The organism is Streptomyces sp. NPDC101227 (assembly GCF_044767545.1).
In the GTDB taxonomy this organism is placed as follows: Bacteria; Actinomycetota; Actinomycetes; order Streptomycetales; family Streptomycetaceae; genus Streptomyces.
In genome coordinates this window covers 289,758-313,900 of record NZ_JBIWOD010000009.1, presented here as the reverse complement: position 1 = coordinate 313,900, position 24,143 = coordinate 289,758, and the positions used below count along the sequence as shown (strand labels likewise).

Sequence of the window (24,143 nt, the reverse complement as noted above, 5' to 3'; positions counted from 1 at the left end):
ACCCGTTCAACGTACGTTCACTGCATTCAAAGACAAGCCCGTCACCAGGAGTTGTCTGCCCCCACCCGGCCGGGGATACGGCAAATCGTCCCATGCCCGTCCCCCGCGAGGGGGTGATCCCCGGCACCCGGCCGATCAACCCGCCCCGCAGGTCTTACGCTCTTCACAACCGGCCCTCCCCACCCGCAGGGGGGCGTCCTCCGCGACTTATGGGAGTCACCACAGTGACTGACGTACGTCCCTCCGCTGTCAGCGTCGACAGCGGCGTTCTGCAGAGCCTGTTCCGATCGGAGCAGGGTGGCCATGAACAGGTCGTGCTCTGCCAGGACCGTGCCAGCGGCCTCAAGGCCGTGATCGCCCTCCACAGCACCGCCCTGGGCCCCGCCCTCGGCGGCACCCGCTTCCACCCGTACGCCTCCGAAGAGGAGGCCGTGCAGGACGCGCTCAACCTCTCGCGCGGCATGTCGTACAAGAACGCCCTGGCCGGGCTCGACCACGGCGGCGGCAAGGCCGTGATCATCGGGGACCCCGATGTGATCAAGACCGAGGAACTCCTGCTCGCCTACGGCCGGTTCGTGGCGTCCCTCGGAGGCCGCTACGTCACCGCGTGTGATGTCGGTACGTACGTCGCCGATATGGACGTCGTCGCCCGTACGAACAAGTGGACCACCGGCCGCTCCCCCGAGAACGGCGGCGCCGGCGACTCCTCCGTCCTGACCGCCTACGGCGTCTTCCAGGGCATGCGGGCCTCGGCCCAGCACCAGTGGGGCGACCCGACGCTGCGCGGCCGCAAGGTCGGCATCGCGGGCGTCGGCAAGGTGGGCCACCACCTGGTCGAGCACCTCCTCAAGGACGGCGCCGAGGTCGTGATCACGGACGTCCGCTCCGAATCGGTGGACCGGATCCTCGCCCGGCACCCCCAGGTGACCGCCGTCGCGGACACCGAGGCGCTGATCCGCACCGAGGGCCTGGACGTGTACGCACCGTGCGCCCTGGGCGGCGCGCTGAGCGACGAGTCCGTCCCGGTGCTGACCGCCAAGGTGGTCTGCGGCGCGGCCAACAATCAGCTCGCGCACCCCGGCGTCGAGAAGGACCTCTCCGACCGCGGCATCCTCTACGCCCCGGACTACGTCGTGAACGCGGGCGGGGTCATCCAGGTGGCCGATGAGCTGCACGGATTCGACTTCGACCGGTGCAAGGCCAAGGCGGCGAAGATCTTCGACACCACGCTGGCGATATTCGCTCGCGCGAAGACGGACGGCATTCCGCCGGCGGCGGCCGCCGACCGGCTCGCCGAGGCGCGGATGGCGGAGGGCAAGCGCGCCTGAGGGGCCCGGAGGACCGGCACGACGATCTTCTGGCCGAAAATGTGCCCTTGTGCGGCCCGCCGCGGGAGGTTGGGGAGACATCCCTCACCACCCGTCGGCGGGTCGCCGTATAGGACAGGTTAAAATCGCAGTTGACCAGCGGGATAAGGGCGACCCGCAGGTCATGCCGAGCGGTGGGTGATGCGGGCGACGTACCGTATGGCCGCGGAAGCAGGTACCGTTAAAGCTCTACGGGCCGGTCTCTCTGTCGAGAGCCCGCTCTGAATCATGAACGCGTGTCAAGACTCTGGGGCCATTGGGCTCCGTCATTGAGGGGGTCGACCCATGGGGCGCGGCCGGGCCAAGGCCAAGCAGACAAAGGTCGCCCGCCAGCTGAAGTACAGCAGCGGTGGGACCGATCTCTCACGACTGGCCGACGAGCTGGGTGCATCGCCGTCGAGCCAGCAGCCGCCGAACGGGGAACCGTTTGAGGATGACGAGGACGACGACCCGTACGCCCAGTACGCGGATCGGTATAACGACGATGACGACGAGGACGAGGGCGACTCCTCGCATCAGCGTCGTCGCGCCTGACGCTTTCCACGCTCAGGCGTACGCGTCATCGAGAAAAGCATCATGGACCCGGTCCGGGCACTGCCCGGGGCCGGGTTCTGTGCTGCTCAGGCTCAGGTGACCGTGGGCCGCCGACGGCCGCTCGGGTGATCGCGGAGGCCGAGATGAGCGCGCAGCAGGCCACCGGGGCCGCCTTCGCGACGGCCCCGTAGCCCGACTGTTCAGCTCAGCCGGCGTAGTCGCCGGTCAGGGTCACGGCCTCGGCGTGGTCGCCGCGCTCGACGATCTCGCCGCTGACCCAGGCGTCCACGCCGCGGTCCGCCAGCGTCGTCAGGGCGACGTCCGCGGACTCCTGCGGCACGACGGCGATCATGCCGACGCCCATGTTCAGGGTCTTCTCCAGCTCCAGCCGCTCGACGGAGCCCGCCGAGCCGACCAGGTCGAAGACCGCGCCCGGTGTCCAGGTGGCGCGGTCGACGGTGGCGTGCAGGTCGTCCGGGATGACGCGCGCGAGGTTGTTCGCGAGCCCGCCGCCGGTGATGTGCGAGAAGGCGTGCACCTCGGTCGTACGGGTCAGCGCCAGGCAGTCCAGCGAGTAGATCTTGGTGGGCTCCAGCAGTTCCTCGCCGAGCGTCCGGCCGAACTCCGGGATCTCCCGGTCCAGGGCCATTCCCGCCCGGTCGAACAGCACATGGCGGACCAGCGAGTACCCGTTCGAGTGAAGTCCGGACGACGCCATCGCGATCACCACGTCGCCCGTACGGATGCGATCCGCGCCCAGCACCCGGTCCGCCTCGACGACGCCCGTACCGGCGCCGGCCACGTCGAACTCGTCCGCGCCCAGAAGGCCCGGGTGCTCCGCGGTCTCGCCGCCGACCAGCGCGCAGCCGGCCAGGACACAGCCCTCGGCGATGCCCTTGACGATCGCCGCGACCCGCTCGGGGTAGACCTTGCCGACGCAGATGTAGTCGGTCATGAACAGCGGCTCGGCGCCGCAGACGACCAGGTCGTCGACGACCATGCCCACGAGGTCGTGGCCGATGGTGTCGTAGACGCCCATCTTGCGGGCGATGTCGACCTTGGTGCCGACCCCGTCCGTGGCCGAGGCCAGCAGCGGGCGCTCGTATCGCTTGAGGGCGGACGCGTCGAAGAGCCCGGCGAAGCCGCCGAGCCCGCCGACGACCTCGGGGCGGGTGGCCTTCTTCACCCACTCCTTCATCAGGTCCACGGCGCGGTCGCCGGCTTCGATGTCGACGCCCGCACTCGCGTAACTGGCACCGGCGGAGGAATCAGCGGACATGGCTGAGAACTTTCGTTTCGGGTGTGTACGAGCTCTACGGGCGACGCAGCGCGTCGGCGCCGCCGACCCCGGCCGTGAGCGTCTGGACGCCGTCCACGTCGGACTTCGTCGGCGCGGCGGTCTCCGTCTCCAGGAGGTGCTTGCCCAGCAGCTCCGGATCCGGCAGCTCCATCGGGTATTCGCCGTCGAAGCAGGCGCGGCACAGGTTCGGCTTGGCGATCGTGGTCGCCTCGATCATGCCGTCGATGGAGATGTACGCCAGGGAATCGGCGCCCAGCGACTTGCCGATCTCGTCCACGCTCAGGCCGTTGGCGATCAGCTCCGCGCGGGTGGCGAAGTCGATGCCGAAGAAGCACGGCCACTTGATCGGCGGGGACGAGATCCGGATGTGGACCTCGAGGGCGCCGGCCTCGCGAAGCATCCGGACCAGCGCGCGCTGGGTGTTGCCGCGGACGATCGAGTCGTCGACGACCACCAGGCGCTTGCCGCGGATGACTTCCTTGAGCGGGTTGAGCTTGAGGCGGATACCGAGCTGGCGGATGGTCTGCGACGGCTGGATGAAGGTCCGGCCGACGTAGGAGTTCTTGACCAGGCCGGAGCCGTACGGAATGCCGCTGGCCTCGGCGTAACCGACCGCGGCGGGCGTGCCGGACTCCGGCGTCGCTATCACCAGGTCGGCGTCGGCCGGCGCCTCGGCGGCCAGCTTGCGGCCCATCTCCACCCGGGAGAGGTACACATTGCGGCCGGCGATGTCGGTGTCCGGGCGGGCGAGGTAGACGTACTCGAAGACACAGCCCTTGGGGCGGGCCTCGGCGAAACGGCTGCTGCGCAGGCCGTTCTCATCGATGGCGACCATCTCACCGGGCTCGATCTCCCGGATGAAGCTGGCGCCGCAGATGTCGAGGGCGGCCGTCTCGGAGGCCACCACCCAGCCGCGCTCCAGTCGGCCCAGGACCAGCGGGCGGATGCCCTGCGGGTCGCGGGCGGCGTAGAGCGTGTGCTCGTCCATGAAGCAGAGCGAGAAGGCGCCCTTGACCTTGGGGAGCACGCGGGGCGCGGCTTCCTCCACGGTCAGCGGCTTGCCGTCCTCGTCCACCTGGCCGGCCAGCAGGGCCGTCACCAGGTCGGTGTCGTTGGTGGCCGCGACCTGCGTCGCGCGGCCGCCCTCGCGGGGCAGCGCGGCGACCATCTCGGCCAGCTCGGCGGTGTTCACCAGGTTGCCGTTGTGGCCGAGCGCGATCGAGCCGTGCGCGGTCGCACGGAACGTCGGCTGGGCGTTCTCCCACACCGAGGCACCGGTGGTGGAGTAGCGGGCATGGCCCACGGCGATATGGCCCTGGAGGGAGCCGAGGGAAGTCTCGTCGAAGACCTGGGAGACCAGGCCCATGTCCTTGAAGACGAGGATCTGGGAGCCGTTGCTCACCGCGATGCCCGCGGACTCCTGTCCACGGTGCTGCAGCGCATACAGCCCGAAATAGGTGAGTTTGGCGACCTCTTCACCCGGAGCCCAGACACCGAAGACGCCGCAAGCGTCCTGGGGGCCCTTCTCGCCGGGGAGCAGGTCGTGGTTGAGTCGTCCGTCACCACGTGGCACGTCAATGAGTCTAGGGCAGGTCGCGGATTCATCCGAACCGGGGACGTCCCCGAACCTGGATGAGTGCATGAACGCAGCGTTAAGCGTGCTTGACGCGGCCACGCGATCACGGCCAGGATTTCTGCCCATGCAGACCCCGCAGCCCTTGGCGCACCTGGTGTGCCGCCGGGTGCACCGCCTCGCGCGGCCCCTGGTGCGGCGCCGCCACGTCGACCTCGGTCGCGTCGCCGGCGCCCTCTGTCGCTCCGCTTCCGCGTAGTAGCCACGGGTAGCGAAGCCCCTCCTCGGACGCTGGCGTTACCCCCTCTGAACTGCGCCTTCCCTCAGCTTTCCCCACTCGCCCGGGATGACGGGTTCACCTTTGATGCGGCTTATGCCGCTTTTCCTCCTGTCCCGCCCGTGTGAGATACGCGACGCACCCCTGCCCGCCGCCGTCCCCGGGGGCCGACGCGCCGCATCACGGCCCATCACGACCTCTCTGGAGAGCCGCACCGATGTCTTCCGTCGACCCTTCTCGCCCCTCCGCGCCCGAAAAGTCCGACAGCTCCGTCCCGGCGTCCTCGGCAGGGAACCTCCTGTCGAGACGGGCCTTCGGCGGTCTGGCCGGCGGCGTGGGTGCCGCGGCCGCCGTGGGCGGGCTCGGCACCGTGGCGGGCGCACCCGGCGCGGCCGCCGCCGAGCTGCCGGGGACCCGCGAGCGGGCGTTCCGCGCCGCCCCCGGCCGCCACTCGCGCCGCCCCAACATCCTCTTCATCCTGGGCGACGACCTGGGCTGGGCGGACCTTTCCTCGTACGGCTCACCGGACATCCGCACCCCTCACCTGGACCGGCTGGCGCGCCAGGGCGTCCGCTTCACCCAGGCCTACGCGGGCTCCGCGACCTGCTCCCCCACCCGCTTCTCCCTCTACACCGGCCGCTATCCGGGCCGTACCAAGGGCGGCCTCGCCGAACCCATCGCCGACAAGGGCGTCGGCCTCGCCCCCGGCCACCCCACCCTCGCCTCCCTGTTGCGCGACGCGGGCTATACGACGGCGCTGATCGGCAAATGGCACTGCGGCTATCTGCCGGACTACAGCCCCACCAAGTCGGGCTGGGACACCTTCTTCGGGAACTTCGGCGGGGCGCTGGAGTACTACTCGAAGCTGGGACTCGCCAGCGAGTACGACCTCTACGAGGGCGACGCCCAGTACAAGGACCTGCGCTATTACACGCGGATCATCACCGAGCGGGCGGTCGGCCACCTCACGGAGGCGGGCCGGCGGGACGGTGCGGGGCGCCGCCCGGACCGGCCCTGGCTGCTCAATCTGAACTTCACCACTCCCCACTGGCCGTGGATCGCGGACGGCGACGAGGAGGAGAGCGCGAAGATCGTCCGCCGTATCAAGGCGGGCGAGCCGGGCGCGCTGTGGCACCAGGACGGCGGCTCGCTGGCGAAGTACCGGGAGATGGTCGAGGACCTCGACCGCTCGGTCGGGGAGGTGCTGGCCGCCCTCGAGCACTCCGGCCAGGAGGAGGACACCCTCGTCTTCTTCGCCAGCGACAACGGCGGCGAACGGTGGTCGTACAACTGGCCGCTGTCCGGGAACAAGGCCTCGCTCCGGGAGGGCGGCATCCGGGTGCCGACGATCGTGCGCTGGCCGTCGCGGCTCGACGGCGGCCAGGTCAGCCATGAGCCGGTGTTCACGCCGGACTGGACGGCGACCCTGCTGGAGGTCGCGGGGGCCCGCCCGGACCGCGCCTACCCGCTGGACGGTACGAGCCTGGCGGGCTATCTGCTGCGCGGTGAGCGGCTCGCCGAGCGCGATCTGTTCTGGCGGGTGCGCGGCGAGCGGGCGCTGCGCCGCGGCGACTGGAAGTACTACCGGGGTAAGGACGGCACGGACCGGCTTTTCGACGTGACGAACGATCCCCGCGAGCAGGCCGACAAGGCGGCGGTCGAGAAACAGCTGCTGGGGTGGCTGCGGGCGGCGTGGGAGGCGGTGGACAAGGACCTGCTGCCGTATCCGAAGGTCTGACGCCGACGGCCGGGCCGCGGAGCGGGCCGGGGACCGCGCCACCGGGCGGGGCGGGGCCGGAGGCCGGGCCGACCACCCGGTCCCGGCTCCCCGCTCCCCGGTCCCGGCTCCCCGCTCAGCTCATCACCGGCAGCTGCCCGCCGATGTCGGCCCGCTCCCCGCTGGCGCTGACGTGCGCAGCGTCCAGTGCCACGGCCCAGGTCGTCCGTCCGGTGGCCAGCCGGATCCAGGTCAGCGGGTCGGTCTCGACGACGTTCGGCGGCGTGCCGCGGGTGTGCTTGGGGCCCTCGACGCACTGCACCACCGCGAACGGCGGCACCCGCACCTCCACCGAGCCGCCGGGCGCCTTGACGGCCAGGGCGTCGGCCAGCAGCCGGGTGGTTATCGCCTGGGCCTGCCGGTCGTACGGGATCTCCGCGCCGGTCGCCGCCGCCAGGTCGTCGGTGTGCACCACGAGCTCGATGCACCGGGTGACGAGGTAGTCCGCCAGCCGCATGGCACCGACGCGGGTGGTCAGGATCCGGTCATCGGCGGCCCCCGGCAGCGCCTCGGTCAGCTCCTCGGCGGTGTGCGTGAGCAGCTCGTACGGGTCGTGGGCCGCGGCCAGGGCGCGGGTGTCGGCGTCGATCCCGGCGGCCACCGGAGCGGTCGCGAACGGCCAGTCCAGCAGCTCGGTCGCCACCCGCGGCGGGGCCGGCTCCCGCAGATTCCGCGCCACGCTGCCGACCGCCATGGCCAGATGCGCCACCAGATCCCGCACGGTCCAGTCCCCGAGCCGGGTCGGCAGCGCGAACTGCTCAGGCCCGAGACCCGCCACTGCCCGCCGGACCTGCTCGAGCTGGGCCGTGACGGCGGCACGGGTCTTCTTCGGGTCGTACTGGCGAACGCGCGGCTTGCGGGCGGCAGATGACATGCGATCAGCGTATGCGGCACCACTGACAGCCGCCCCCGGATTCAGGCGCCGGGCGCCGCCGCCGGCGTCCCGGCCGCCTCGAACGTCTCGCCGTTGCGCGGGACACCGATGCCCCGCCAGGTGAACGGGGTGCCGTTCGCGGAGTCCGGGTCGGCGGCGTCCATGAGCTGGAAGTGGACGTGCGGCTCGGTGCTGTTTCCGGAGTTGCCGCACCGGCCGAGGGTCTGCCCGGTGCGCACCCGGTCGCCCGGGCGGACGGTGAGCGAGCCGCGCTGCACATGGGCGTAGAGCGCGTAGGTGCCCTCGCCCAGGTCGAGGATCACATGGTTGCCGATCACCCGGCGGGCGCCGCCCAGTGAGCGGACGATGGCCTCGACGACGAAGAAGTAGAGGAGCGCGAGCCAGGACGTCCGGCTGAGGTGATCACGCTGGCCGTCCTCGGCGCGGACGACGGTGGCATCGGCGACGGCGAGCAGCTCCGCGCCGAAGGCCGGGAACGCCTCGCTGCGCCGGGCAAGCGGCCACCAGCCGAAACCGGGCCGGGCGACCCCGTCCGGCTCCGCCGCGATGTCGATGGCGTACGCCTGCCCGTAGGCCCGCGTGCCATGGCTGGGGACCTTGTCGGCCGGGCTGTTCAGGGCCTTCCAGCGGCCGGTGACCGGCACGGCGATCTCCACCGCTTCGGCGGCGGAGCCGGTCACCGGCCCCTCGTCCGCGCGGGCCGTCCGGCGGTTCACACCGAAGCCGATCAGCACCCACAGGCCGAGCGGGATCCACGTCCACCAATAGGGGAAGTCGGCGACGAAGCTCGCGACCACCATCACCACGTAGACCAGCAGGCAGACGCGGGCGGCAGGCCCGGATATCTTGCGCAGGCTCTGGGACCTGGACGTCATTTCGTTCCCCCTGGAGTCGGCCGGGCGGCGTCAGCGCCCGGCGGCGGTCAGCATCACCAGCAGCGGTACGACCCGGTCGGCCGGCACCTCGTAGCGGCCGCGGGCGGCCGTGTGCAGCCAGCCGGCGGCGGTCAGCTGCCGCAGGTGGTGGTAGATCTGGCCGGTGGTGCCCGTGCCGTCGAGCTCGGTGAGCTCGGCGGCGGTGCAGCGGCCACCGAGGATCTCGCGCAGCAGCCGCAGCCGTACGGGCTGGCCGAGCGCCGCGAACGACTCGGCCGCATCCGCCCAGTCACCTTCCAGCACGGTGTCGGTGACCAGGCCGTACTGCCATTCGTAGCGCTTGCCGGTCGGTGTCCGTACGGCGCCGGTGAACAGCACCCCGCCGTTGTCGGCGCCCAGCCCGGCGAGCTGGTCCTTCAGACCGTGCAGGGCCCAGAACTCGTCGTCCGGCTCGCGCTTCGGCGAGGGGACGGCCGCCCCCCGGTCAGGTGCTTGCCCGGCAGCCTCCTCCAGCGCGGCCAGGCGACGCTCCAGCTCGGCGACGCGCCGCTCAAGATCCATGATGAGAGATTACGTAATTACGTAATCTCTGGCAAGCGATCGCCTGTGGGCCTTGGGCCGGACCGACCGGCAGCCGAACAGCCGCAACGGCCCGCCGGGCGTACCGGCGGGCCGTTGCGGCTGGCTGTTCGTGCTGGTCCCGGGCGAGCCGGGACGCCATCGTCGATCAGGCGATCAGGTTCGGGATCGTCCCCTCATGCGCGTCCTTCAGCTCGCTCAGCGGGATGCCGAACTGCCCCTGGACGTCGATTTCTTCGCCGTCGATCACACCGATACGGGTGGCCGGCAGCCCCCGCGCACCGCACATGTCCGTGAAGCGGATCTCCTCGCTGCGCGGCACGGCCACGATCGCCCGGCCCGCCGACTCCGAGAAGAGGAAGACGAACGGGTCGATGCCGTCGGGCACCACCAGACGCGCACCCTTGCCGCCCCGCACGCACGACTCCACCAGCGCCTGGATCAGGCCACCGTCGGAGAGGTCGTGCGCCGCGTCGACCATGCCGTCGCGCGAGGCCGAGATGAGGATCTCGGCCAGCAGCTGCTCACGGGCCAGATCGACCTTCGGCGGCAGACCACCGAGATGGTCGTGCACCACCTGCGACCAGGCCGAGCCGCCCAGCTCCTCCCGGGTGTCACCCAGGAGGTAGATCAGCTGGCCCTCGTCCGCGAACGCCATCGGCGTACGGCGGTTCACGTCGTCGATCACGCCCAGCACCGCGACCACGGGCGTCGGGTGGATCGCCACGTCGCCGGTCTGGTTGTAGAGCGAGACATTGCCGCCGGTGACGGGCGTGCCCAGCGTCTGGCAGGCGTCGGCGAGACCACGGGTGGCCTCGGCGAACTGCCACATGACCGCAGGGTCCTCGGGCGAGCCGAAGTTCAGGCAGTCGGAGACGGCGAGCGGCTTGGCACCGGAGGCGGCGACATTGCGGTACGCCTCGGCCAGCGCCAGCTGCGCGCCCGTGTACGGGTCGAGCTTGGCGTACCGGCCGTTGCCGTCGGTGGCCACCGCGACGCCGAGGTCGGAGTCCTCGTCGATGCGCACCATGCCGGAGTCCTCCGGCTGCGCGAGCACGGTGTTGCCCTGCACGAACCGGTCGTACTGGTCGGTGATCCACGCCTTGGACGCCTGGTTGGGCGAGGCCACCAGCTTGAGGACCTGCGCCCGCAGCTCGTCGGCGTTCGCCGGGCGCGCCAGCTTCGCGGCGTCGTCCGCCTGGAGGGCGTCCTGCCAGTCCGGGCGCGCGTACGGCCGGTGGTAGGTCGGGCCCTCATGGGCGACGGAACGCGGCGGTACGTCCACGATCTGCTCGCCGTGCCAGAAGATCTCCAGCTGCGAGCCGTCCGTCACCTCACCGATGGCGGTCGCGATGACGTCCCACTTCTCGCAGATCTCCAGGAAGCGGTCGACGTTCTTGGGCTCGACGATCGCGCACATCCGCTCCTGCGACTCGCTCATGAGGATTTCCTCGGGCGAGAGGGAGGAGTCGCGCAGCGGGACGGTGTCCAGCTCGACGCGCATACCGCCCGAGCCGGCGCTGGCCAGCTCGCTGGTGGCGCAGGAGAGCCCGGCGCCGCCGAGGTCCTGGATGCCGTCGACGAGGTCTTCCCTGAAGATCTCCAGGGTGCACTCGATGAGCAGCTTCTCCTGGAAGGGGTCGCCCACCTGGACGGCCGGCCGCTTGGTGGGCTTGGTGTCGTCGAAGGTCTCCGACGCCAGTACGGAGACGCCGCCGATGCCGTCGCCGCCCGTACGGGCCCCGTAGAGGATGACCTTGTTGCCGGCGCCGGACGCCTTGGCGAGGTGGATGTCCTCGTGCTTCATCACGCCCACGCAGAGCGCGTTGACCAGCGGGTTTCCCTGGTAGCAGGGGTCGAAGACGACCTCGCCGCCGATGTTGGGCAGGCCCAGGCAGTTGCCGTAGCCGCCGATGCCCGCGACGACACCGGGGAGCACCCGCTTGGTGTCGGGGTGGTCGGCCGCGCCGAACCGCAGCGGGTCCATGACGGCGACCGGCCGGGCACCCATCGCGAGGATGTCGCGGACGATGCCGCCGACGCCGGTGGCCGCGCCCTGGTAGGGCTCGATGTACGAGGGGTGGTTGTGCGACTCCACCTTGAAGGTGACCGCGTACCCCTGGCCGACGTCGACGACGCCGGCGTTCTCACCGATGCCGACGAGGAGGGCGTCGTTCTCCGGGGCCTTCTCGCCGAACTGCTTCAGATGGACCTTGCTGCTCTTGTAGGAGCAGTGCTCGGACCACATGACCGAGTACATGGCGAGTTCGGCGCCCGTGGGACGCCGGCCCAGGATCTCCCGGATCCGCTCGTACTCGTCCTGCTTCAGGCCCAGCTCGGCCCACGGCTGGTCGGTGTCCGGCGTCTGTGCCGCGTGCTTGACGGTGTCCAGAGTCATCAGGCGTTGACCAGCTTCTTCAGGATCGAGGTGAAGAATCCGAGGCCGTCGGTACGGCCCGTACCGATCAGCGGCTCGACGGCGTGCTCGGGGTGCGGCATCAGGCCGACGACATTGCCCGCCTCATTGGTGATGCCGGCGATGTCCCGGAGGGAGCCGTTGGGGTTCGTGTCCAGGTAGCGGAAAGCGACCCGGCCCTCCGCCTCCAGCATGTCGAGCGTGCGCTCGTCGGCGACGTAGCGTCCGTCGATGTTCTTCAGCGGTACGGAGATCTCCTGGCCGGCCGTGTAATCGGTGGTCCAGGCGGTGTCCGCGTTCTCCACCCGCAGCTTCTGGTCGCGGCAGATGAAGTGCAGATGGTTGTTGCGCAGCATGGCGCCGGGCAGCAGGTGGGTCTCGGTGAGCACCTGGAAGCCGTTACAGATACCCAGCACCGGCATACCGGCCCTGGCCTGCTCGATAACGGTCTCCATCACCGGCGAGAAACGGGAGATGGCCCCGGCCCGCAGGTAGTCGCCGTAGGAAAAGCCGCCGGGCAGCACCACGGCGTCGACCTGCTTGAGATCCTTGTCGCGGTGCCACAGCGGCACCGCTTCGGCTCCGGCCACTCGGACCGCGCGCTGGGTGTCGCGGTCGTCGAGCGTGCCGGGGAAGGTAATGACCCCAATACGAGCGGTCATGACCCGGCCCCGGCGGTCTCATCGACGTGAACGGTGAAGTCTTCGATAACGGTGTTTGCGAGGAAGGTCTCGGCCATCTCGTGGATGCGAGCGAGGGCGGCGTCGTCGACGGGACCCTCCACCTCGAGTTCGAAACGCTTGCCCTGACGGACGTCGGCGATCCCCTCGAATCCCAGGCGTGGCAGTGCGCGCTGCACCGCCTGCCCCTGCGGGTCGAGGATCTCCGGCTTGAGCATGACGTCGACTACGACGCGTGCCACTGGCACTCCCGGTGGTGTGGTGCGTAAGGCGGTGTCCTCACAGTACCCCGTTCGAAAATCTACGCGCATAGATATCCTGGACGCCCATCACGGTCCGGTATCGGCCGGAGTGCGCGCCAAGAAAAATCCTTGAAAAGATCTAGAGTCCGGATTGCGGGGGACACGCTGAGAAAATTAACTGGGCTTCACAATGCAATGCCCATCGCTGTACAAATGAAAAAGCATTGATCCCAATCAGCCGGATCTGCAGCATCACCCCATGTCAACACGGGGTTGCTGCACGAAAGGACCGATATCCGTGGCGCAGCGCGTAGTAGTAACGCTCTCCGATGACATCGACGGCGGAGAAGCCGCAGAGACGGTCGCCTTCGGATTGGACGGGAAGTCGTACGAGATCGACCTCAATCCCGCCAATGCGAAGAAACTGCGCGGTGCGCTCGCCCCGTTCGTCGAGGCCGGCCGCAAGCGGGCGAAGTCCGGGAAGGCCTACCACCGGACCGCGGTGAACCCCGACCCCGCGGCGGTCCGGGCCTGGGCCCGTTCCCACCAGATGGACGTCCCCCCGCGCGGCCGGATCCCCAAGAAGGTCTACGAGGCTTTCAACGCCGCCAACTGCTAATCAGGTCGCCAACTTGCCGGCACCCTGCGGCCGCGTGCAGCCGACTTGCACAGCACCCCTACTGATCAGCTAGAGTCTGGAGCACGCCGAGGGGCGAGGCCGAAAGGCCGAACCTCACGGAGTCACGCGGGTGTAGCTCAGTAGTAGAGCGCCCCCTTTCCAAGGGGGAGGCGCAGTGTGCAATCCCTGTCACCCGCTCTGACAGTCTCTACCTCTCCTTTGGATCAGGTAGAGTAGCTGTCGCGCCGCTCGGTGAAAGCCGAGTGGATGCCTGCGGACGTAGCTCAGTTGGTAGAGCGCAACCTTGCCAAGGTTGAGGTCGCGAGTTCGAGCCTCGTCGTCCGCTCAAAGAAAGAAGGCCCCGGTCATCGAGACCGGGGCCTTCTTCGTTTTCCCGTTTGCTCGCCCGGCTTACCCGGCTGCCCGGCATCCCCTTCCCCGCTACTGCCCCCGCGCAACTGACATTTGTCATCAGCTGCGATGACACGACGCACTGCCGGAAGCGCGGCGGCGGCGGAACGCTGGACACATGAACTTCGGGGAGCACATCAGCGGACTTTCCGGCCACGGCGGTGCCGGCCACGGGGGTGTCGGCCTCGGCGGTGCCGGAAAGTCCGGCTCTTCGGACGCCGACGTGATCGATGTCACGGGCCTGCGCAGACGGTACGGCGCCGCCGGCCGGCGCTCGGGCACGCGGAAAGCCTTCGAGGCGGTGCGCGGAATCGACTTCTCCGTCGGCCGCGGGGAGCTGTTCGCGCTGCTGGGGACGAACGGCGCGGGCAAGACCTCCACGGTGGAACTGCTGGAGGGGCTGGCGGCGCCGACCGCGGGACGGGTGCGAGTGCTCGGCCACGACCCGTTCACCGAGCGGCGGAAGGTGCGGCCGCGCATCGGCGTCATGTTGCAGGAGGGCGGCTTCCCCTCCGAGCTCACGTCCGCCGAGACGCTGAAGATGTGGGCGGGGTGCACCAGCGGGGCACGGCCGGTCGGCGAGTCCCTCGAGCTGGTGGGGCTGGCGCGGCGGGCGGATGTCCGGGTCAAACAGCTCTCCGGGGGCGAGCGGCGGCGGCTGGATCTCGCGCTGGCCCTGCTGGGACGGCCCGAGGTCCTGTTCCTCGACGAACCGACGACCGGGCTGGACACCGAAGCGCGGCACGAGACCTGGAGGTTGGTGCGGGAGCTGCGCGACGGCGGGACGACGGTCGTGCTGACCACGCACTACCTGGAAGAGGCCGAGGAGCTGGCGGACCGGCTCGCGATCATGCACAAGGGCCGGATAGCCGCGGCCGGACGGGTCGCGGAAGTGGTGGCCACGCAGCCCTCGCACATTTCCTTCGAGCTTCCCGACGGGTTCGCACCGGGGGATCTTCCGCCGCTGGGAGAGCTGGGCGTGATCGGGCACGAGACGGCCGGCCGCACGGTCCGGCTGCGGACCGACGAATTGCAGCGGGCCGCCACCGGAGTGCTGGTGTGGGCGCAGGGCAAGGGGATAACGCTGCGCGGCCTGGATGTCAGATCCGCATCCCTCGAAGAGGCATTTCTGGGCATCGCCAAGCGAGCGGAGAAGGAGAGCGAGATGGGCAAGGAGAAGGAGAAGGAGATGGCTGAAGGAGTGGTGGGCGTATGAGCGCGACGGTATGCGCCGCCGATGCGGAAGAGTGCTGGGAACGGCGCACGGAAACCGGCGCCGGGGCCCGGCTACTCGCCCTCGGACGGGCGGAGTTCACGCTTCTCGGCCGTAACAAAACCGCGCTGTTCATGACGCTGATCATGCCCGTCACGCTGGCGTTCGCCATGAAACCGGCGCTCGGCGGAATGGACCTTTCGGGTATGGGGCTGTCGGTGGCCGCGGCCCTGTTGCCCGCGACGCTCGGCTATGTCCTGCTCTTCGGCGTCTACTCGAACATGACCGGCGCCTATGTCGCGCGCCGCGAGGAGCTGGTTCTCAAGCGGCTGCGCACCGGCGAGCTGCGGGACCTGGAAATACTCGCCGGGATGGCGATGCCGTCGGCGTTGCTGGGGATGGTGCAGTGTGCGCTGCTCGTCGTCCTGGGCTCGGCGACGCTGGATGTCGAGCCGCCCGACTCCCCGGATCTGCTGATCGCCGGGATCCTGATCGGGTTGGTCGTGGTCGTGGCGTTCGCCGCGGTGTCGTCCGCCCTCGCCAGGACGACCGAGGCCTCCCAGCTGGTGGTGCTGCCGTTGATGATGCTGTCGCTGGGCGGGTCCGGAATGGTCGTTCCGCTGGAGATCCTGCCGGACCGGATCGCCTCCGTACTTGAACTGCTGCCGCTGTCACCGGCGATGGAGCTGATACGCGCCGGCTGGAACGGCGGAGCGGATCCCGGGGACACCCTGAAGCAGCTGGTCCTTGGATTGGCGTGGGCGGGAGTCGCGGTGTTTGCTGTGCGGCGGTGGTTCCGCTGGGAGCCGCGGCGCTGAGGGCGTACGGCGACCAGCGGGCGTACGGAGATCGGGACGACGGGGGCGGGGCCGCGTGATGGGACGTGTACGGGCGAAATGGCAGGCGCGGACGCGGTTTTCCCAGGTCGACTTCTACTGCCGCTGGTCGCTGTACCTCATCCCCTGGCTGATGGTGCTCGCCGCCGTGGCGCCGGTGCTCGGCCAGGCCGGTGGCAGGCCCTTGCCCCTGGCCCTGGCCGGCCTCGCGCTGGGGCTGACCGTGGCACAGGGGCTCCTGATGATCCGGCTGTTGGACCGTGCGTTGGGGCGCTATCTCAAGCAGGGGCCGACACCGGCGCGGCTGCTGGTCGTTTCGGGCGCGCTGACCGTCGTTGCCGAGGTCTGTGTGTTCGCGGTCGTCGTGGTCAGGAGAGAGTGGGCCAAAGACGATCTGGTCGCCATGATGCTGGCGGCGATCGCGATCCCCGCGCTGTTCTGCCTGGCGTGCAGCCTGGTGATGTCGAAGCGGAAATATCTGGCATCACTGGTCGGCGTGGCCGCGGCGCTCATGGTGCTCGCCGGTCTGGGGACGCAGGAGTGGGGAGGCGGGCTGGGACTCGCGGCCATCGTGCTGTTCGGCGGGATCTGGAGCTTCGTGATAGCGCGGCCGACGGGGTGGCTGCTTTCCATGTTCTGGGAGCTGGACAGGGCGCGCAGCGCCCAGGCGCGCCTCGCGGTTGCCGAGGAACGGCTGAGGTTCGGCCGGGATCTGCATGACGTGATGGGCCGGAATCTGGCGGTGATCGCGCTGAAGAGCGAGCTGGCGGTCCAGCTGGCGCGGCGGGAGCGCCCGGAGGCCGTCGATCAGATGGTGGAGGTGCAGCGGGTGGCGCAGGAGTCGCAGCGGGAGGTGCGGGAGGTGGTGCGCGGGTACCGGAAGGCCGATCTGCAGGCGGAGTTGGCCGGGGCGCGCTCGATATTGCGCGCGGCCGGGGTGGATTGCCGCATAGAGGGCGAGGAGGGTACGCAGCTGCCGGCGGCGGCACAGTCGGCGCTCGGCTGGGTCGTCCGCGAGGGCACCACGAATGTGCTGCGGCATGCCATCGACGTCCGTCGCTGCACGTTGCGGACCCGGATTGATGCGCAGCGCTCGGTACTCGTGATGACGGTGGAGAACGACGGCGTCGCGCCGTCGGCGGGGGGTGTGCTCCAAACCTCGCCGGGCAATGGACTCAAGGGTCTGCGGGAACGGCTCGAGCCCCTGGGCGGGACCTTGGTGGCAGGGCCGGGGCTCGACGGCTGCTATCGGCTGACGGTCGAGCTGCCGTTGGGGGCGGCGGGGGACGGTGACCTTGTTGGTGTGGGTGACGGGGCGGCGGGCGGGGTGAGTGACGGGTGACTGACCGGGTGATTCGGGTGCTGCTGGCGGATGACGAGCATCTGATCCGGGGGGCGCTGGCGGCGTTGCTGTCGCTGGAGGACGATCTGCTGGTGGTGGCGGAGGCCGCTTCGGGGCCGGAGGCCAGTGCGATGGGGCGGGCGCACCGGCCGGATGTGGCGGTGCTGGATCTGCAGATGCCGGGGGCCGACGGTGTGGCGGTGGCCACATCTTTGCGGGAGCACGTGCCGGAGTGCCGGACCATGATCGTGACGAGTCATGGGCGGCCGGGACATCTGAAGCGGGCGCTGGAGGCCGGGGTGCGGGGGTTCGTACCGAAGACGGTCTCGGCGCAGCGGCTGGCGGAGATCATCCGTACCGTGCAGGCGGGAAGCCGTTATGTCGACCCGGAGTTGGCGGCGGATGCGATAAGCGCCGGGGACTCTCCGCTGACGGTCCGGGAGGCGGAGGTGCTGGAATTCGCCGCGGCCGGGGCGCCCGTCGCGGAGATCGCGGAGCGGGCCGCGCTGTCCCAGGGGACGGTGCGCAACTACCTCTCGTCGGCCACCGCGAAGCTGGGCGCGGAGAATCGTCATGCGGCGGCGCGCATCGCTCGTGAGCGGGGTTGGCTATAGTGGACCCCGCACCGCACGCTTCGGCGGCGGGCAGGCGGACGTAGCTCAGTTGGTAGAGCGCAACCTTGCCAAGGTTGAGGTCGCGAGTTCGAGCCTCGTCGTCCGCTCAGCGGAAGAACGCAAAGACCCCGGTCGGCATCCCTGTCGACCGGGGTCTTTGCGTGTGCCGCCCCGCTGCCCCTCAGGGCCGGGGGCCCGGTCAGGACCAGGCCAGTCCGGTCAGGCGTTCGTACGCCTCGATGTACTTGGCGCGGGTGCGGTCGACGATCTCCTGCGGGAGGGCGGGCGGCGGCTGCTCGCCCGTACGGTCCCAGGCGGCGGCCGGGGAGGTCAGCCAGTCGCGGACGAACTGCTTGTCGAAGGAGGGCTGGGCGCGGCCCGGCTCCCACTCGTCGGCCGGCCAGAAGCGGGAGGAGTCGGGGGTGAGGACCTCGTCGGCGAGGGTCAGCACCCTCTCGCCACCGGGGCGCTCGTCGTAGCCGAACTCGAATTTGGTGTCGGCCAGGATGATGCCGCGCTCGCGGGCGATGTCGCGGGCCCGGCCGTAGATGGCGAGGGTGGTGCGGCGCAGCTCGGCGGCGACATCGGCGCCGACCTGGCGGGTGACCTCTTCGTAGGAGACGTTCTCGTCGTGGTCGCCGACGGCGGCCTTGGTGGCCGGGGTGAAGATCGGCTCGGGGAGTTCGGAACCGTCGACCAGGCCTTCGCGCAGCGGGAGACCGCAGACCGTACGGGACTGCCGGTATTCGACGAGGCCGGAGCCGGTGAGGTAACCGCGGGCCACGCATTCGACCGGGACCATGGCCAGCGAGGTGCACACGAGGGTGCGGTCGGCCCAGTCGGCCGGGGCGCCGGCCGGGACGTCGGTGGAGATGACGTGGTTGGGTGCCAGGTCGGCGAGCTGCTCGAACCACCACAGGGACAGCTTGGTGAGGACGCGGCCCTTGTCTGGAATGTCGGTGGGCAGCACCCAGTCGTACGCGGACTGCCGGTCACTGGCGACCATGATCAGTTGGCCGTCGGCGTTCTGGTAGAGGTCGCGCACCTTGCCGGTGTGCAGGTGGGTGAGCCCCGGGACCTGCACGGGCTCGGGCTTTTCTACGAAACCGGACACGCTGCCTCCGCGTAGGTTGATCCAGGAGTCGGTCCGATTCTCGCGTATGCGGAAGCGGATCTTCGCCTCAGGGTCGCCTGGCGGGTGGAGGGGACGGCGGCCGGGACGCCGACGCCGTGCGGCCCCGGCTTTGCGCCGGACCTGCGGAGACCTGGCCGCCGTCGGCGCCGCCGTACGACAGGGCGAGGGACGGCAGGCGCCGTACGGCAGGCGCCGTACGGCAGGCGATCAGTCCCGCTTGCAGATGCGGTCCAGGAGGTTGGCCGTGGCGCGCTGGATGCGGGGGTCCGTATGGCCGGGGCGGTCCAGGGCCGGGGACCAGGCGAAGGTGCCCGAGGAGAAGACCAGGGCGCCGCTGGGGGCGCGGTAGAGGGAGGTCTCCTGGTGGCGGATGACGCCGTCGCCGTCGCGGTACGGGGAGTGGGCGAGCAGGATGCGGCGGGTGTGTTCGGGGAGGCTGGTGCGCGGGAAGTAGCGGTCGGCCTCGCCGGCCACCAGGCCGGGGAGTTCGTCGCCTTCGTGGGCGCCGGTGGCCTCCCAGAGCCAGTGGTCGCCGTTTCGGACGACGAGGGGGGCCGGTTCGGGCACCCGGCCCGCGTACTGGATGCCCATCAGACGCTGCTCGGGGTCGCCGTTCTCGCGCCAGAGGGCGGGGCGGCCGGGGCCTTGGCGTTTGCGGCAGTTGAGGAGGGAGTCCGGGCCCGAGGGCGACGGGGAGAGCTCGACCTGCCAGTACATGGTGTTGGCGGAGAGAAAGACCAGGGAGGTGCCCGTGTCGCGGGCGCGCTCGACGGTGCGGCGCATGGGCACCGACCAGTATTCGTCGTGGCCGGGGAAGACCAGGCCGCGGTAGCGGGACGGGTCGACGCGGCCGGCGTGCAGATCGCGGGCGTCGGCGTAGGCGAGGTCGTAGCCGTAGCGCTCGGCCCAGCGGATGAAGTCGTAGGCGTGGCCGACATGGAGGGGCAGTCCGGCGCCGGCGTAGGGGCGGTCGAAGGAGACGGTGGTGGCGGCGTCCTGCTCGCCGAGGAGGGCGCCCTTTTCGTCCCAGGCGTGGTAGAGGCTGGCGCCGGTGCGGCCGTCCTCGGGGTAGAGGTTGTAGGCCTGCCAGGTGATGTCGGGCAGCAGCAGGAGCAGGTCGGCGGGGTGGTCGTCGCGGACCGTGAAGGGGATGTGGGAGCGGTAGCCGTCGGCGGTGGTCAGGACGGCGACGTAGGCGCCGAGCTGCCAGTAGGCGGGCACCTGGAGGCGCCAGGAGAGCCACCAGTGGTGGCAGGAGATGGTGCGGTCGACCGTGAGCGGCGCCGGCTGGACGATGCCGGCCAGCCGCGGGCTGGTCGTGATCTTGGAGGCGCCGGCCCCCGCGTAATGGCCGATGCGGTAGACGTCGATGCTGAACGGCTGCGGGGGATCGACCGAAACGCGGAAATCGATGGCCTCGCCGGGGGCCACCGCGCCGGTGCTGGCGAAGCCCTTGATCTGACGGCGGACGTCATCGGCGGTGCGCGGGCCGTTGTGCTTGCGCGGTGCGGGGACCCGCAGATCGCCCTGGGCGACGGCGGGGTCCACGTACCAGGGCACCACCCGGCCCGAGTCGAAGTAGTTCTCGCTGCCGCGCAGCCAGGGCAGCGGGCCCTGCCCGAACGGGTCCGTGACCGCGTGGGCGAGCGCGCCCGACTCCCAGCGCCTGATCTGTTCCGTGCCCACCTTCCGCTCCCCTCCCGCGTCCGCGTCCCCCATCGGTCGCGGCCGACACCGGCCGTTTCGGTACGAGGGTTGCGTTATGTCCCCGCCGCACTAATGCGGCTCCATGTCACAGCACATCACATTACGCACCCGCTCCGTCACCCTTCGTCGTGAATTTAGGGCCCCTTGGCCCGAAACACGAGCTGGAGGGGAACATTCAGCCGGTGCAGCCGGGGTCGGGGCCCCGGCTCACACCAGCCGGACCGGCTTCTCGGGGCGGACGCCGATCGTCGTCAGCCAGCCGCGGAGCGGTTCGGCGTCGCCGTCATCCACCAGGCTGAGCACCGGGAGGCCGAGGTCGGCGCGGCGGGCGCCGTCGACCAGCAGGGCCGGGCCGTCCAGCCAGTCCAGGCCCGGGGCGGCACCCGCGGTGTCGACGGCCGCGCAGCACACCATGGCGGTGACGTGGTCGGCGAGCAGCTCGCGGCCCGTACGGGGCGGTTGGAGCGGGAAGAGCGGGAGGCCGCCCTCGGCCAGGCCGTCGCCCCAGGCCACGCCCGCGGCGGCGTCCTGCGCGAAGGCTCCGCGCGCGGCCTGGCGGGCCGCTTCCTCGCGCTCCTCGCGCGCGACCTCCGCGCCGAGCCGGGCGGCGAGCAGGTCACCCGCGTGGGCGTCGCGGGCCAGCCGGTCGATGACCCGGGCGAGCGTGGGGCCCGCCGCGGCGGCCGTCAGACCGTCGGGGGCGGCGAGGCCGGGCGGCGCGTGATCGGTGGCCTGGCGGGACGGGAGCCGGTGGCCGGCGGCCGTACGGGCGGGGGTGCGGGCGTACGAGCGGGGTGTGCCCGCCGCGGCGGGTGCACCGGCCGGCGTCGCCGTACCGGCCGCCGGGCCCGCTCCCTGGCCCGCCGCCGGGAGGTCCGTGGCCGGAAGGTCGTCGAGGACGCGGTGGAGGCGGGCGGCCTCCAGGCGCCATTTGCGGTCCACGACCTCCTCCGGGTACTGGTTCCAGCCCACCGGGGACCAGTCGGGGCCGGGCTCGGCCGGACCGCCGTGGAAGAGCCGGGCGGCCAGCAGGGAGGCGGCGCGGTCGATGGCGCCGGGCTCCTCCAGGAGGTCGCAGGCGGGCCGCTCGCCGAGGCGGGAGGCGAAGCCCTCGGCGAGGCGGTCGCGGCGGGAGAGCTCGGTGAGCGCGGAGACCACACCGGCGTCCAGCCTCGAGGGCCAGCGGCCCATCCGCCAGGCGGGCAGCGCGACCCGGGTCAGCAGCCGGTCCCAGCCGGCGTAGGCCAGCCCGACCTGCTCCTGGGCGACGATCCGCAGGCCGTAGTCGACGCCCTGGGCGCGCTCGGAGGCGGCCGCGGCGACCCCGCGCTCCATGATCGTGGCGTGGTCGCGGCAGGCCCGCAGCAGCAGACGCGCCACCCTGCCGGCGAACCGGAGCGGCAGGCCGCGCAGCGGGCCCGTGGCGCGGGCCGAGACCGCTACGGCGGCGTCCAGGCCGCGGATGAAGCGGCGGGCGGCGGCTATGTCCGGATTGGCCGACGGGCCCGTGCCGGCCACTACCGGGGCGAGCAGGGCGCGCAGCTCGGCGACCCGCATCCACCACAGGAACGGCGAGCCGATGACCAGGACCGGTGCCTGGGACGCCCGGCGGTCCTCGGGGGCGCGGGGCGGGCCGTGGGCGCGGTGCGTACGGTCCTCCAGCCAGCTGTCGCAGTCGGGAGTGAGCGCTATCGCGGACGGCGCCGGGACCTCGAGCCGCTCGGCGAGGTCGCGTACCAGACGGTAGAGGTCGGGTGCCGACTTCTCTGAGATGGGCACGGAGGGGCTGAGCGCGGGCCTGGCGCGGGCGATGACGGCGGCGACCAGCGCCGCCAGGAGCAGCACCAGCACCGCGAGGCCGCTCACGGCCCAGCGCGCGGTGTCCCAGCCGCCTCCCGCGCCGAGATGGCCAGTCGCGCGGCCGGCGAAGAGCACCACCGCAACCGCCGCGGGCAACAGCGCCACGGCCGTCGCTGAGCTGCGGATCCGCAGCACGGCGAGGGCGCGGGCGCGCGCCGCCAGGACGCCTGTTTCCGGACTTGCCACGAGCCTGTACACCCCCTGCTGTCCTGATGGAGCCGGACGGAGAGAACACGGGACGGACTGACGAGAATTGCGCGTTGTGCGGGCGGGCGGGCTCATCGGACCGAGCTCGCTCCACCACCACTGTGGCACCCGCCACTGACATCGCAATGCCGGTGAGCCACTTGCCGGACGCCACCGCGGCAGCCGCGCCGAATTCCGGCGCGGCCGTCGCAGGACGCTTGCGCGGCACCCTAGTTGGGGGTGGGGGTTCCGTCAGCGGATACCTGGCGTCGTCACTCGATGGAATGGCTTTGGGTAAAGCCGGGAACCAGGCGCCCCAGCTTACGAAACGGCGTCTCCGGCCACCTTGGCGGCGATGTCCGTACGGTGCTGGGAGCCGTCCAGGGAGATCCGGCCGACCGCGCGGTAGGCGCGCTGCCGGGCGGTGGTGAGGTCGGATCCGGTGGCGGTGACGGACAGCACCCGGCCGCCCGCGCTGAGTACCGCGCCGGACTCGTCGCGCTGGGTGCCCGCGTGCAGCACATACGCCTCGGGGGCATCCTCCTCCGCCACGTCGGCCAGGCCCGAGATCGGGTCGCCGGTGCGCGGGGTGTCGGGGTAGTTGTGCGAGGCGATGACGACGGTGACCGCCGCGCCGTCGCTCCAGCGCAGCGGCGGGAGGGCGGCGAGGGTGCCGGTGGCGGCGGCGTGCAGCAGACCGGCGAGCGGGGTCTTGAGGCGGGCGAGGACCACCTGGGTCTCCGGATCGCCGAAGCGCGCGTTGAACTCGATCACCCGCACACCGCGCGAGGTGATCGCCAGGCCCGCGTAGAGCAGCCCGGAGAACGGCGTGCCGCGGCGGCGCAGCTCGTCGACGGTGGGCTGCAGCACGGTGGCCATGACCTCGTCGACCAGCTTCGGGTCGGCCCAGGGCAGCGGGCTGTACGCACCCATGCCGCCGGTGTTGGGGCCCTGGTCGCCGTCGTAGGCGCGCTTGAAGTCCTGGGCGGGCTGGAGCGGGACGACGCTCTCGCCGTCCGTGACCGCGAAGAGGGAGACCTCCGGGCCGTCGAGGAACTCCTCGATGACCACGCGGTCGCAGGCCAGGGCGTGCGCGCGGGCGGCCTCGACGTCCTCGGTGACGACGACGCCCTTGCCCGCCGCCAGGCCGTCGTCCTTGACGACGTACGGCGCCCCGAAGGCGTCCAGGGCCTCGTCGATCTCTTGCGGGGTGGTGCAGACGTAGCTGCGGGCGGTGGGGACGGCCGCGGCGGCCATCACGTCCTTGGCGAAGGCCTTGGAGCCCTCCAGCTGGGCGGCCTGGGCCGAGGGGCCGAAGACCGGGATGCCGCGGTCGCGTACGGCGTCCGCGACGCCCGCCACCAGGGGGGCCTCGGGGCCGACGATGACCAGGTCGGCCTCCAGGCCGACGGCGAGTTCGGCGACGGCCGCGCCGTCGAGAGCGTTGACCCCATGCAATTCGGCCACCTCGGCGATTCCGGCGTTGCCGGGAGCGCAGTGCAGCGCGGAGACGTCGGGGTCGAGGGACAGAGAGCGGCACAGGGCGTGTTCGCGGGCGCCGCCGCCGATGACAAGGACCTTCACGGAGGCAGCCTAGACGAACGCACCAGAAGGCCGGACGTCGGCCGTACCCCGATCACACAAGGGTCACGCCTCGGCCGGAAACCGCCCGCCGTCACCGGGGCAACTCTCGGGAACAACTCTT

21 protein-coding genes and 3 tRNA genes are annotated in these 24,143 nt (G+C 71.0%); 12 read left to right on the top strand and 12 right to left on the bottom strand.

The genetic code is table 11. The features are described from left to right. Window positions 1-209 precede the first annotated feature (209 nt). Both ACIRPT_RS23160 and ACIRPT_RS23155 read left to right on the top strand, forming a co-directional pair. The gene (locus ACIRPT_RS23160; protein ID WP_403829944.1) at window positions 210-1,328 is read left to right on the top strand and encodes a Leu/Phe/Val dehydrogenase; all 1,119 of its coding nucleotides are present in this window, start codon (window positions 210-212) and stop codon (window positions 1,326-1,328) included. A gap of 324 nt (window positions 1,329-1,652) precedes the next feature. Further along, entirely contained in the window at window positions 1,653-1,901 is a 249-nt protein-coding gene (locus ACIRPT_RS23155; RefSeq protein WP_403829942.1) for a DUF3073 domain-containing protein, read from the top strand. 205 nt (window positions 1,902-2,106) lie between these two features. Here ACIRPT_RS23155 and purM read toward each other — a convergent pair whose 3' ends face one another. Together purM and purF are read right to left on the bottom strand one after the other, a co-directional pair. Continuing rightward, the gene (gene purM, locus ACIRPT_RS23150) at window positions 2,107-3,180 is read right to left on the bottom strand and encodes a phosphoribosylformylglycinamidine cyclo-ligase (protein ID WP_403829939.1); all 1,074 of its coding nucleotides are present in this window, start codon (window positions 3,178-3,180) and stop codon (window positions 2,107-2,109) included. Window positions 3,181-3,214: 34 nt separating this feature from the next. Beyond that, window positions 3,215-4,774, bottom strand: coding sequence for an amidophosphoribosyltransferase (purF, locus tag ACIRPT_RS23145; RefSeq protein WP_403500490.1), 1,560 nt, complete (start codon window positions 4,772-4,774; stop codon window positions 3,215-3,217). 4 nt (window positions 4,775-4,778) lie between these two features. Here purF and ACIRPT_RS23140 point away from each other — a divergent pair, with 4 nt between their 5' ends. Further along, complete coding sequence (locus ACIRPT_RS23140; protein ID WP_403829936.1) at window positions 4,779-5,033, top strand: putative leader peptide; 255 nt, start codon at window positions 4,779-4,781, stop codon at window positions 5,031-5,033. A 235-nt stretch (window positions 5,034-5,268) separates the two neighbouring features. Further along, window positions 5,269-6,789, top strand: a complete 1,521-nt coding sequence (locus ACIRPT_RS23135; RefSeq protein ID WP_403829933.1) for a sulfatase — start codon at window positions 5,269-5,271, stop codon at window positions 6,787-6,789. A gap of 115 nt (window positions 6,790-6,904) precedes the next feature. Here the strand turns inward: ACIRPT_RS23135 and ACIRPT_RS23130 are convergent, their stop codons facing one another. The 6 genes from ACIRPT_RS23130 to purS form a co-directional block, all read right to left on the bottom strand. Then, the gene (locus ACIRPT_RS23130) at window positions 6,905-7,702 is read right to left on the bottom strand and encodes a sterol carrier family protein (RefSeq protein WP_403829931.1); all 798 of its coding nucleotides are present in this window, start codon (window positions 7,700-7,702) and stop codon (window positions 6,905-6,907) included. A 41-nt stretch (window positions 7,703-7,743) separates the two neighbouring features. Next, on the bottom strand, window positions 7,744-8,598 hold the full coding sequence (locus ACIRPT_RS23125) for a M23 family metallopeptidase (RefSeq protein ID WP_403829929.1): 855 nt from the start codon (window positions 8,596-8,598) through the stop codon (window positions 7,744-7,746). A gap of 30 nt (window positions 8,599-8,628) precedes the next feature. Then, the gene (locus ACIRPT_RS23120; RefSeq protein WP_403829927.1) at window positions 8,629-9,159 is read right to left on the bottom strand and encodes an ArsR/SmtB family transcription factor; all 531 of its coding nucleotides are present in this window, start codon (window positions 9,157-9,159) and stop codon (window positions 8,629-8,631) included. Between the two features lie 166 nt (window positions 9,160-9,325). After that, complete coding sequence (gene purL, locus ACIRPT_RS23115; protein ID WP_403829924.1) at window positions 9,326-11,575, bottom strand: phosphoribosylformylglycinamidine synthase subunit PurL; 2,250 nt, start codon at window positions 11,573-11,575, stop codon at window positions 9,326-9,328. Beyond that, entirely contained in the window at window positions 11,575-12,255 is a 681-nt protein-coding gene (gene purQ, locus ACIRPT_RS23110) for a phosphoribosylformylglycinamidine synthase subunit PurQ (protein ID WP_403500468.1), read from the bottom strand. Before purQ ends, purL begins: the two co-directional genes overlap by 1 nt. Beyond that, window positions 12,252-12,515 carry a phosphoribosylformylglycinamidine synthase subunit PurS gene (gene purS, locus ACIRPT_RS23105; protein WP_403500465.1) on the bottom strand — a complete coding sequence of 88 codons (264 nt, stop codon included), beginning with the start codon at window positions 12,513-12,515 and terminating at the stop codon, window positions 12,252-12,254. Before purS ends, purQ begins: the two co-directional genes overlap by 4 nt. 298 nt (window positions 12,516-12,813) lie before the next feature. On the opposite strand from purS, the gene ACIRPT_RS23100 reads away from it, so the two are divergent. The 8 genes from ACIRPT_RS23100 (at window position 12,814) to ACIRPT_RS23065 (ending at window position 17,657) form a co-directional block, all read left to right on the top strand. Continuing rightward, window positions 12,814-13,134, top strand: coding sequence for an Lsr2 family protein (locus ACIRPT_RS23100; protein ID WP_403500462.1), 321 nt, complete (start codon window positions 12,814-12,816; stop codon window positions 13,132-13,134). Between the two features lie 126 nt (window positions 13,135-13,260). Next, window positions 13,261-13,332, top strand: a tRNA-Gly gene (locus ACIRPT_RS23095). Window positions 13,333-13,407: 75 nt separating this feature from the next. After that, a tRNA-Gly gene (locus ACIRPT_RS23090) sits at window positions 13,408-13,480 on the top strand. A gap of 183 nt (window positions 13,481-13,663) precedes the next feature. After that, on the top strand, window positions 13,664-14,761 hold the full coding sequence (locus tag ACIRPT_RS23085; RefSeq protein WP_403829920.1) for an ABC transporter ATP-binding protein: 1,098 nt from the start codon (window positions 13,664-13,666) through the stop codon (window positions 14,759-14,761). Next, window positions 14,758-15,576: an ABC transporter permease gene (locus ACIRPT_RS23080; protein WP_403829918.1), complete on the top strand. Its 819-nt coding sequence runs from the start codon at window positions 14,758-14,760 to the stop codon at window positions 15,574-15,576. The genes ACIRPT_RS23085 and ACIRPT_RS23080 overlap by 4 nt, the downstream gene beginning before the upstream one ends. A 58-nt stretch (window positions 15,577-15,634) precedes the next feature. Beyond that, window positions 15,635-16,936 carry a sensor histidine kinase gene (locus ACIRPT_RS23075; RefSeq protein ID WP_403829914.1) on the top strand — a complete coding sequence of 434 codons (1,302 nt, stop codon included), beginning with the start codon at window positions 15,635-15,637 and terminating at the stop codon, window positions 16,934-16,936. A gap of 11 nt (window positions 16,937-16,947) precedes the next feature. Beyond that, complete coding sequence (locus ACIRPT_RS23070) at window positions 16,948-17,550, top strand: response regulator transcription factor (RefSeq protein WP_403500717.1); 603 nt, start codon at window positions 16,948-16,950, stop codon at window positions 17,548-17,550. Window positions 17,551-17,584: 34 nt separating this feature from the next. Further along, a tRNA-Gly gene (locus ACIRPT_RS23065) sits at window positions 17,585-17,657 on the top strand. 92 nt (window positions 17,658-17,749) lie between these two features. Here the strand turns inward: ACIRPT_RS23065 and ACIRPT_RS23060 are convergent. The 4 genes from ACIRPT_RS23060 to purD all read right to left on the bottom strand — a co-directional run bounded on the left by ACIRPT_RS23060 (window position 17,750) and on the right by purD (window position 24,022). Then, window positions 17,750-18,664: a phosphoribosylaminoimidazolesuccinocarboxamide synthase gene (locus ACIRPT_RS23060; protein ID WP_403829912.1), complete on the bottom strand. Its 915-nt coding sequence runs from the start codon at window positions 18,662-18,664 to the stop codon at window positions 17,750-17,752. 228 nt (window positions 18,665-18,892) lie between these two features. Next, window positions 18,893-20,371, bottom strand: coding sequence for a N,N-dimethylformamidase beta subunit family domain-containing protein (locus tag ACIRPT_RS23055; protein ID WP_403829910.1), 1,479 nt, complete (start codon window positions 20,369-20,371; stop codon window positions 18,893-18,895). 228 nt (window positions 20,372-20,599) lie between these two features. Next, complete coding sequence (locus tag ACIRPT_RS23050; RefSeq protein ID WP_403829908.1) at window positions 20,600-22,438, bottom strand: hypothetical protein; 1,839 nt, start codon at window positions 22,436-22,438, stop codon at window positions 20,600-20,602. Window positions 22,439-22,759: 321 nt separating this feature from the next. Beyond that, window positions 22,760-24,022: a phosphoribosylamine--glycine ligase gene (gene purD, locus ACIRPT_RS23045; RefSeq protein WP_403829905.1), complete on the bottom strand. Its 1,263-nt coding sequence runs from the start codon at window positions 24,020-24,022 to the stop codon at window positions 22,760-22,762. Window positions 24,023-24,143: the final 121 nt, after the last annotated feature.

Excerpts from the sequence above, each read along its gene's own strand:
- purL (WP_403829924.1), bottom strand. The coding sequence starts at position 11,575 with ATGACTCTGGACACCGTCAAGCACGCGGCACAGACGCCGGACACCGAC.
- ACIRPT_RS23080 (WP_403829918.1), top strand. The coding sequence starts at position 14,758 with ATGAGCGCGACGGTATGCGCCGCCGATGCGGAAGAGTGCTGGGAACGG.
- ACIRPT_RS23120 (WP_403829927.1), bottom strand. The coding sequence starts at position 9,159 with ATGGATCTTGAGCGGCGCGTCGCCGAGCTGGAGCGTCGCCTGGCCGCG.
- ACIRPT_RS23130 (WP_403829931.1), bottom strand. The coding sequence starts at position 7,702 with ATGTCATCTGCCGCCCGCAAGCCGCGCGTTCGCCAGTACGACCCGAAG.
- ACIRPT_RS23155 (WP_403829942.1), top strand. The coding sequence starts at position 1,653 with ATGGGGCGCGGCCGGGCCAAGGCCAAGCAGACAAAGGTCGCCCGCCAG.
- purM (WP_403829939.1), bottom strand. The coding sequence starts at position 3,180 with ATGTCCGCTGATTCCTCCGCCGGTGCCAGTTACGCGAGTGCGGGCGTC.
- ACIRPT_RS23075 (WP_403829914.1), top strand. The coding sequence starts at position 15,635 with ATGGGACGTGTACGGGCGAAATGGCAGGCGCGGACGCGGTTTTCCCAG.
- purQ (WP_403500468.1), bottom strand. The coding sequence starts at position 12,255 with ATGACCGCTCGTATTGGGGTCATTACCTTCCCCGGCACGCTCGACGAC.
- ACIRPT_RS23140 (WP_403829936.1), top strand. The coding sequence starts at position 4,779 with ATGAGTCTAGGGCAGGTCGCGGATTCATCCGAACCGGGGACGTCCCCG.
- ACIRPT_RS23085 (WP_403829920.1), top strand. The coding sequence starts at position 13,664 with ATGAACTTCGGGGAGCACATCAGCGGACTTTCCGGCCACGGCGGTGCC.
- ACIRPT_RS23160 (WP_403829944.1), top strand. The coding sequence starts at position 210 with ATGGGAGTCACCACAGTGACTGACGTACGTCCCTCCGCTGTCAGCGTC.
- ACIRPT_RS23125 (WP_403829929.1), bottom strand. The coding sequence starts at position 8,598 with ATGACGTCCAGGTCCCAGAGCCTGCGCAAGATATCCGGGCCTGCCGCC.
- ACIRPT_RS23135 (WP_403829933.1), top strand. The coding sequence starts at position 5,269 with ATGTCTTCCGTCGACCCTTCTCGCCCCTCCGCGCCCGAAAAGTCCGAC.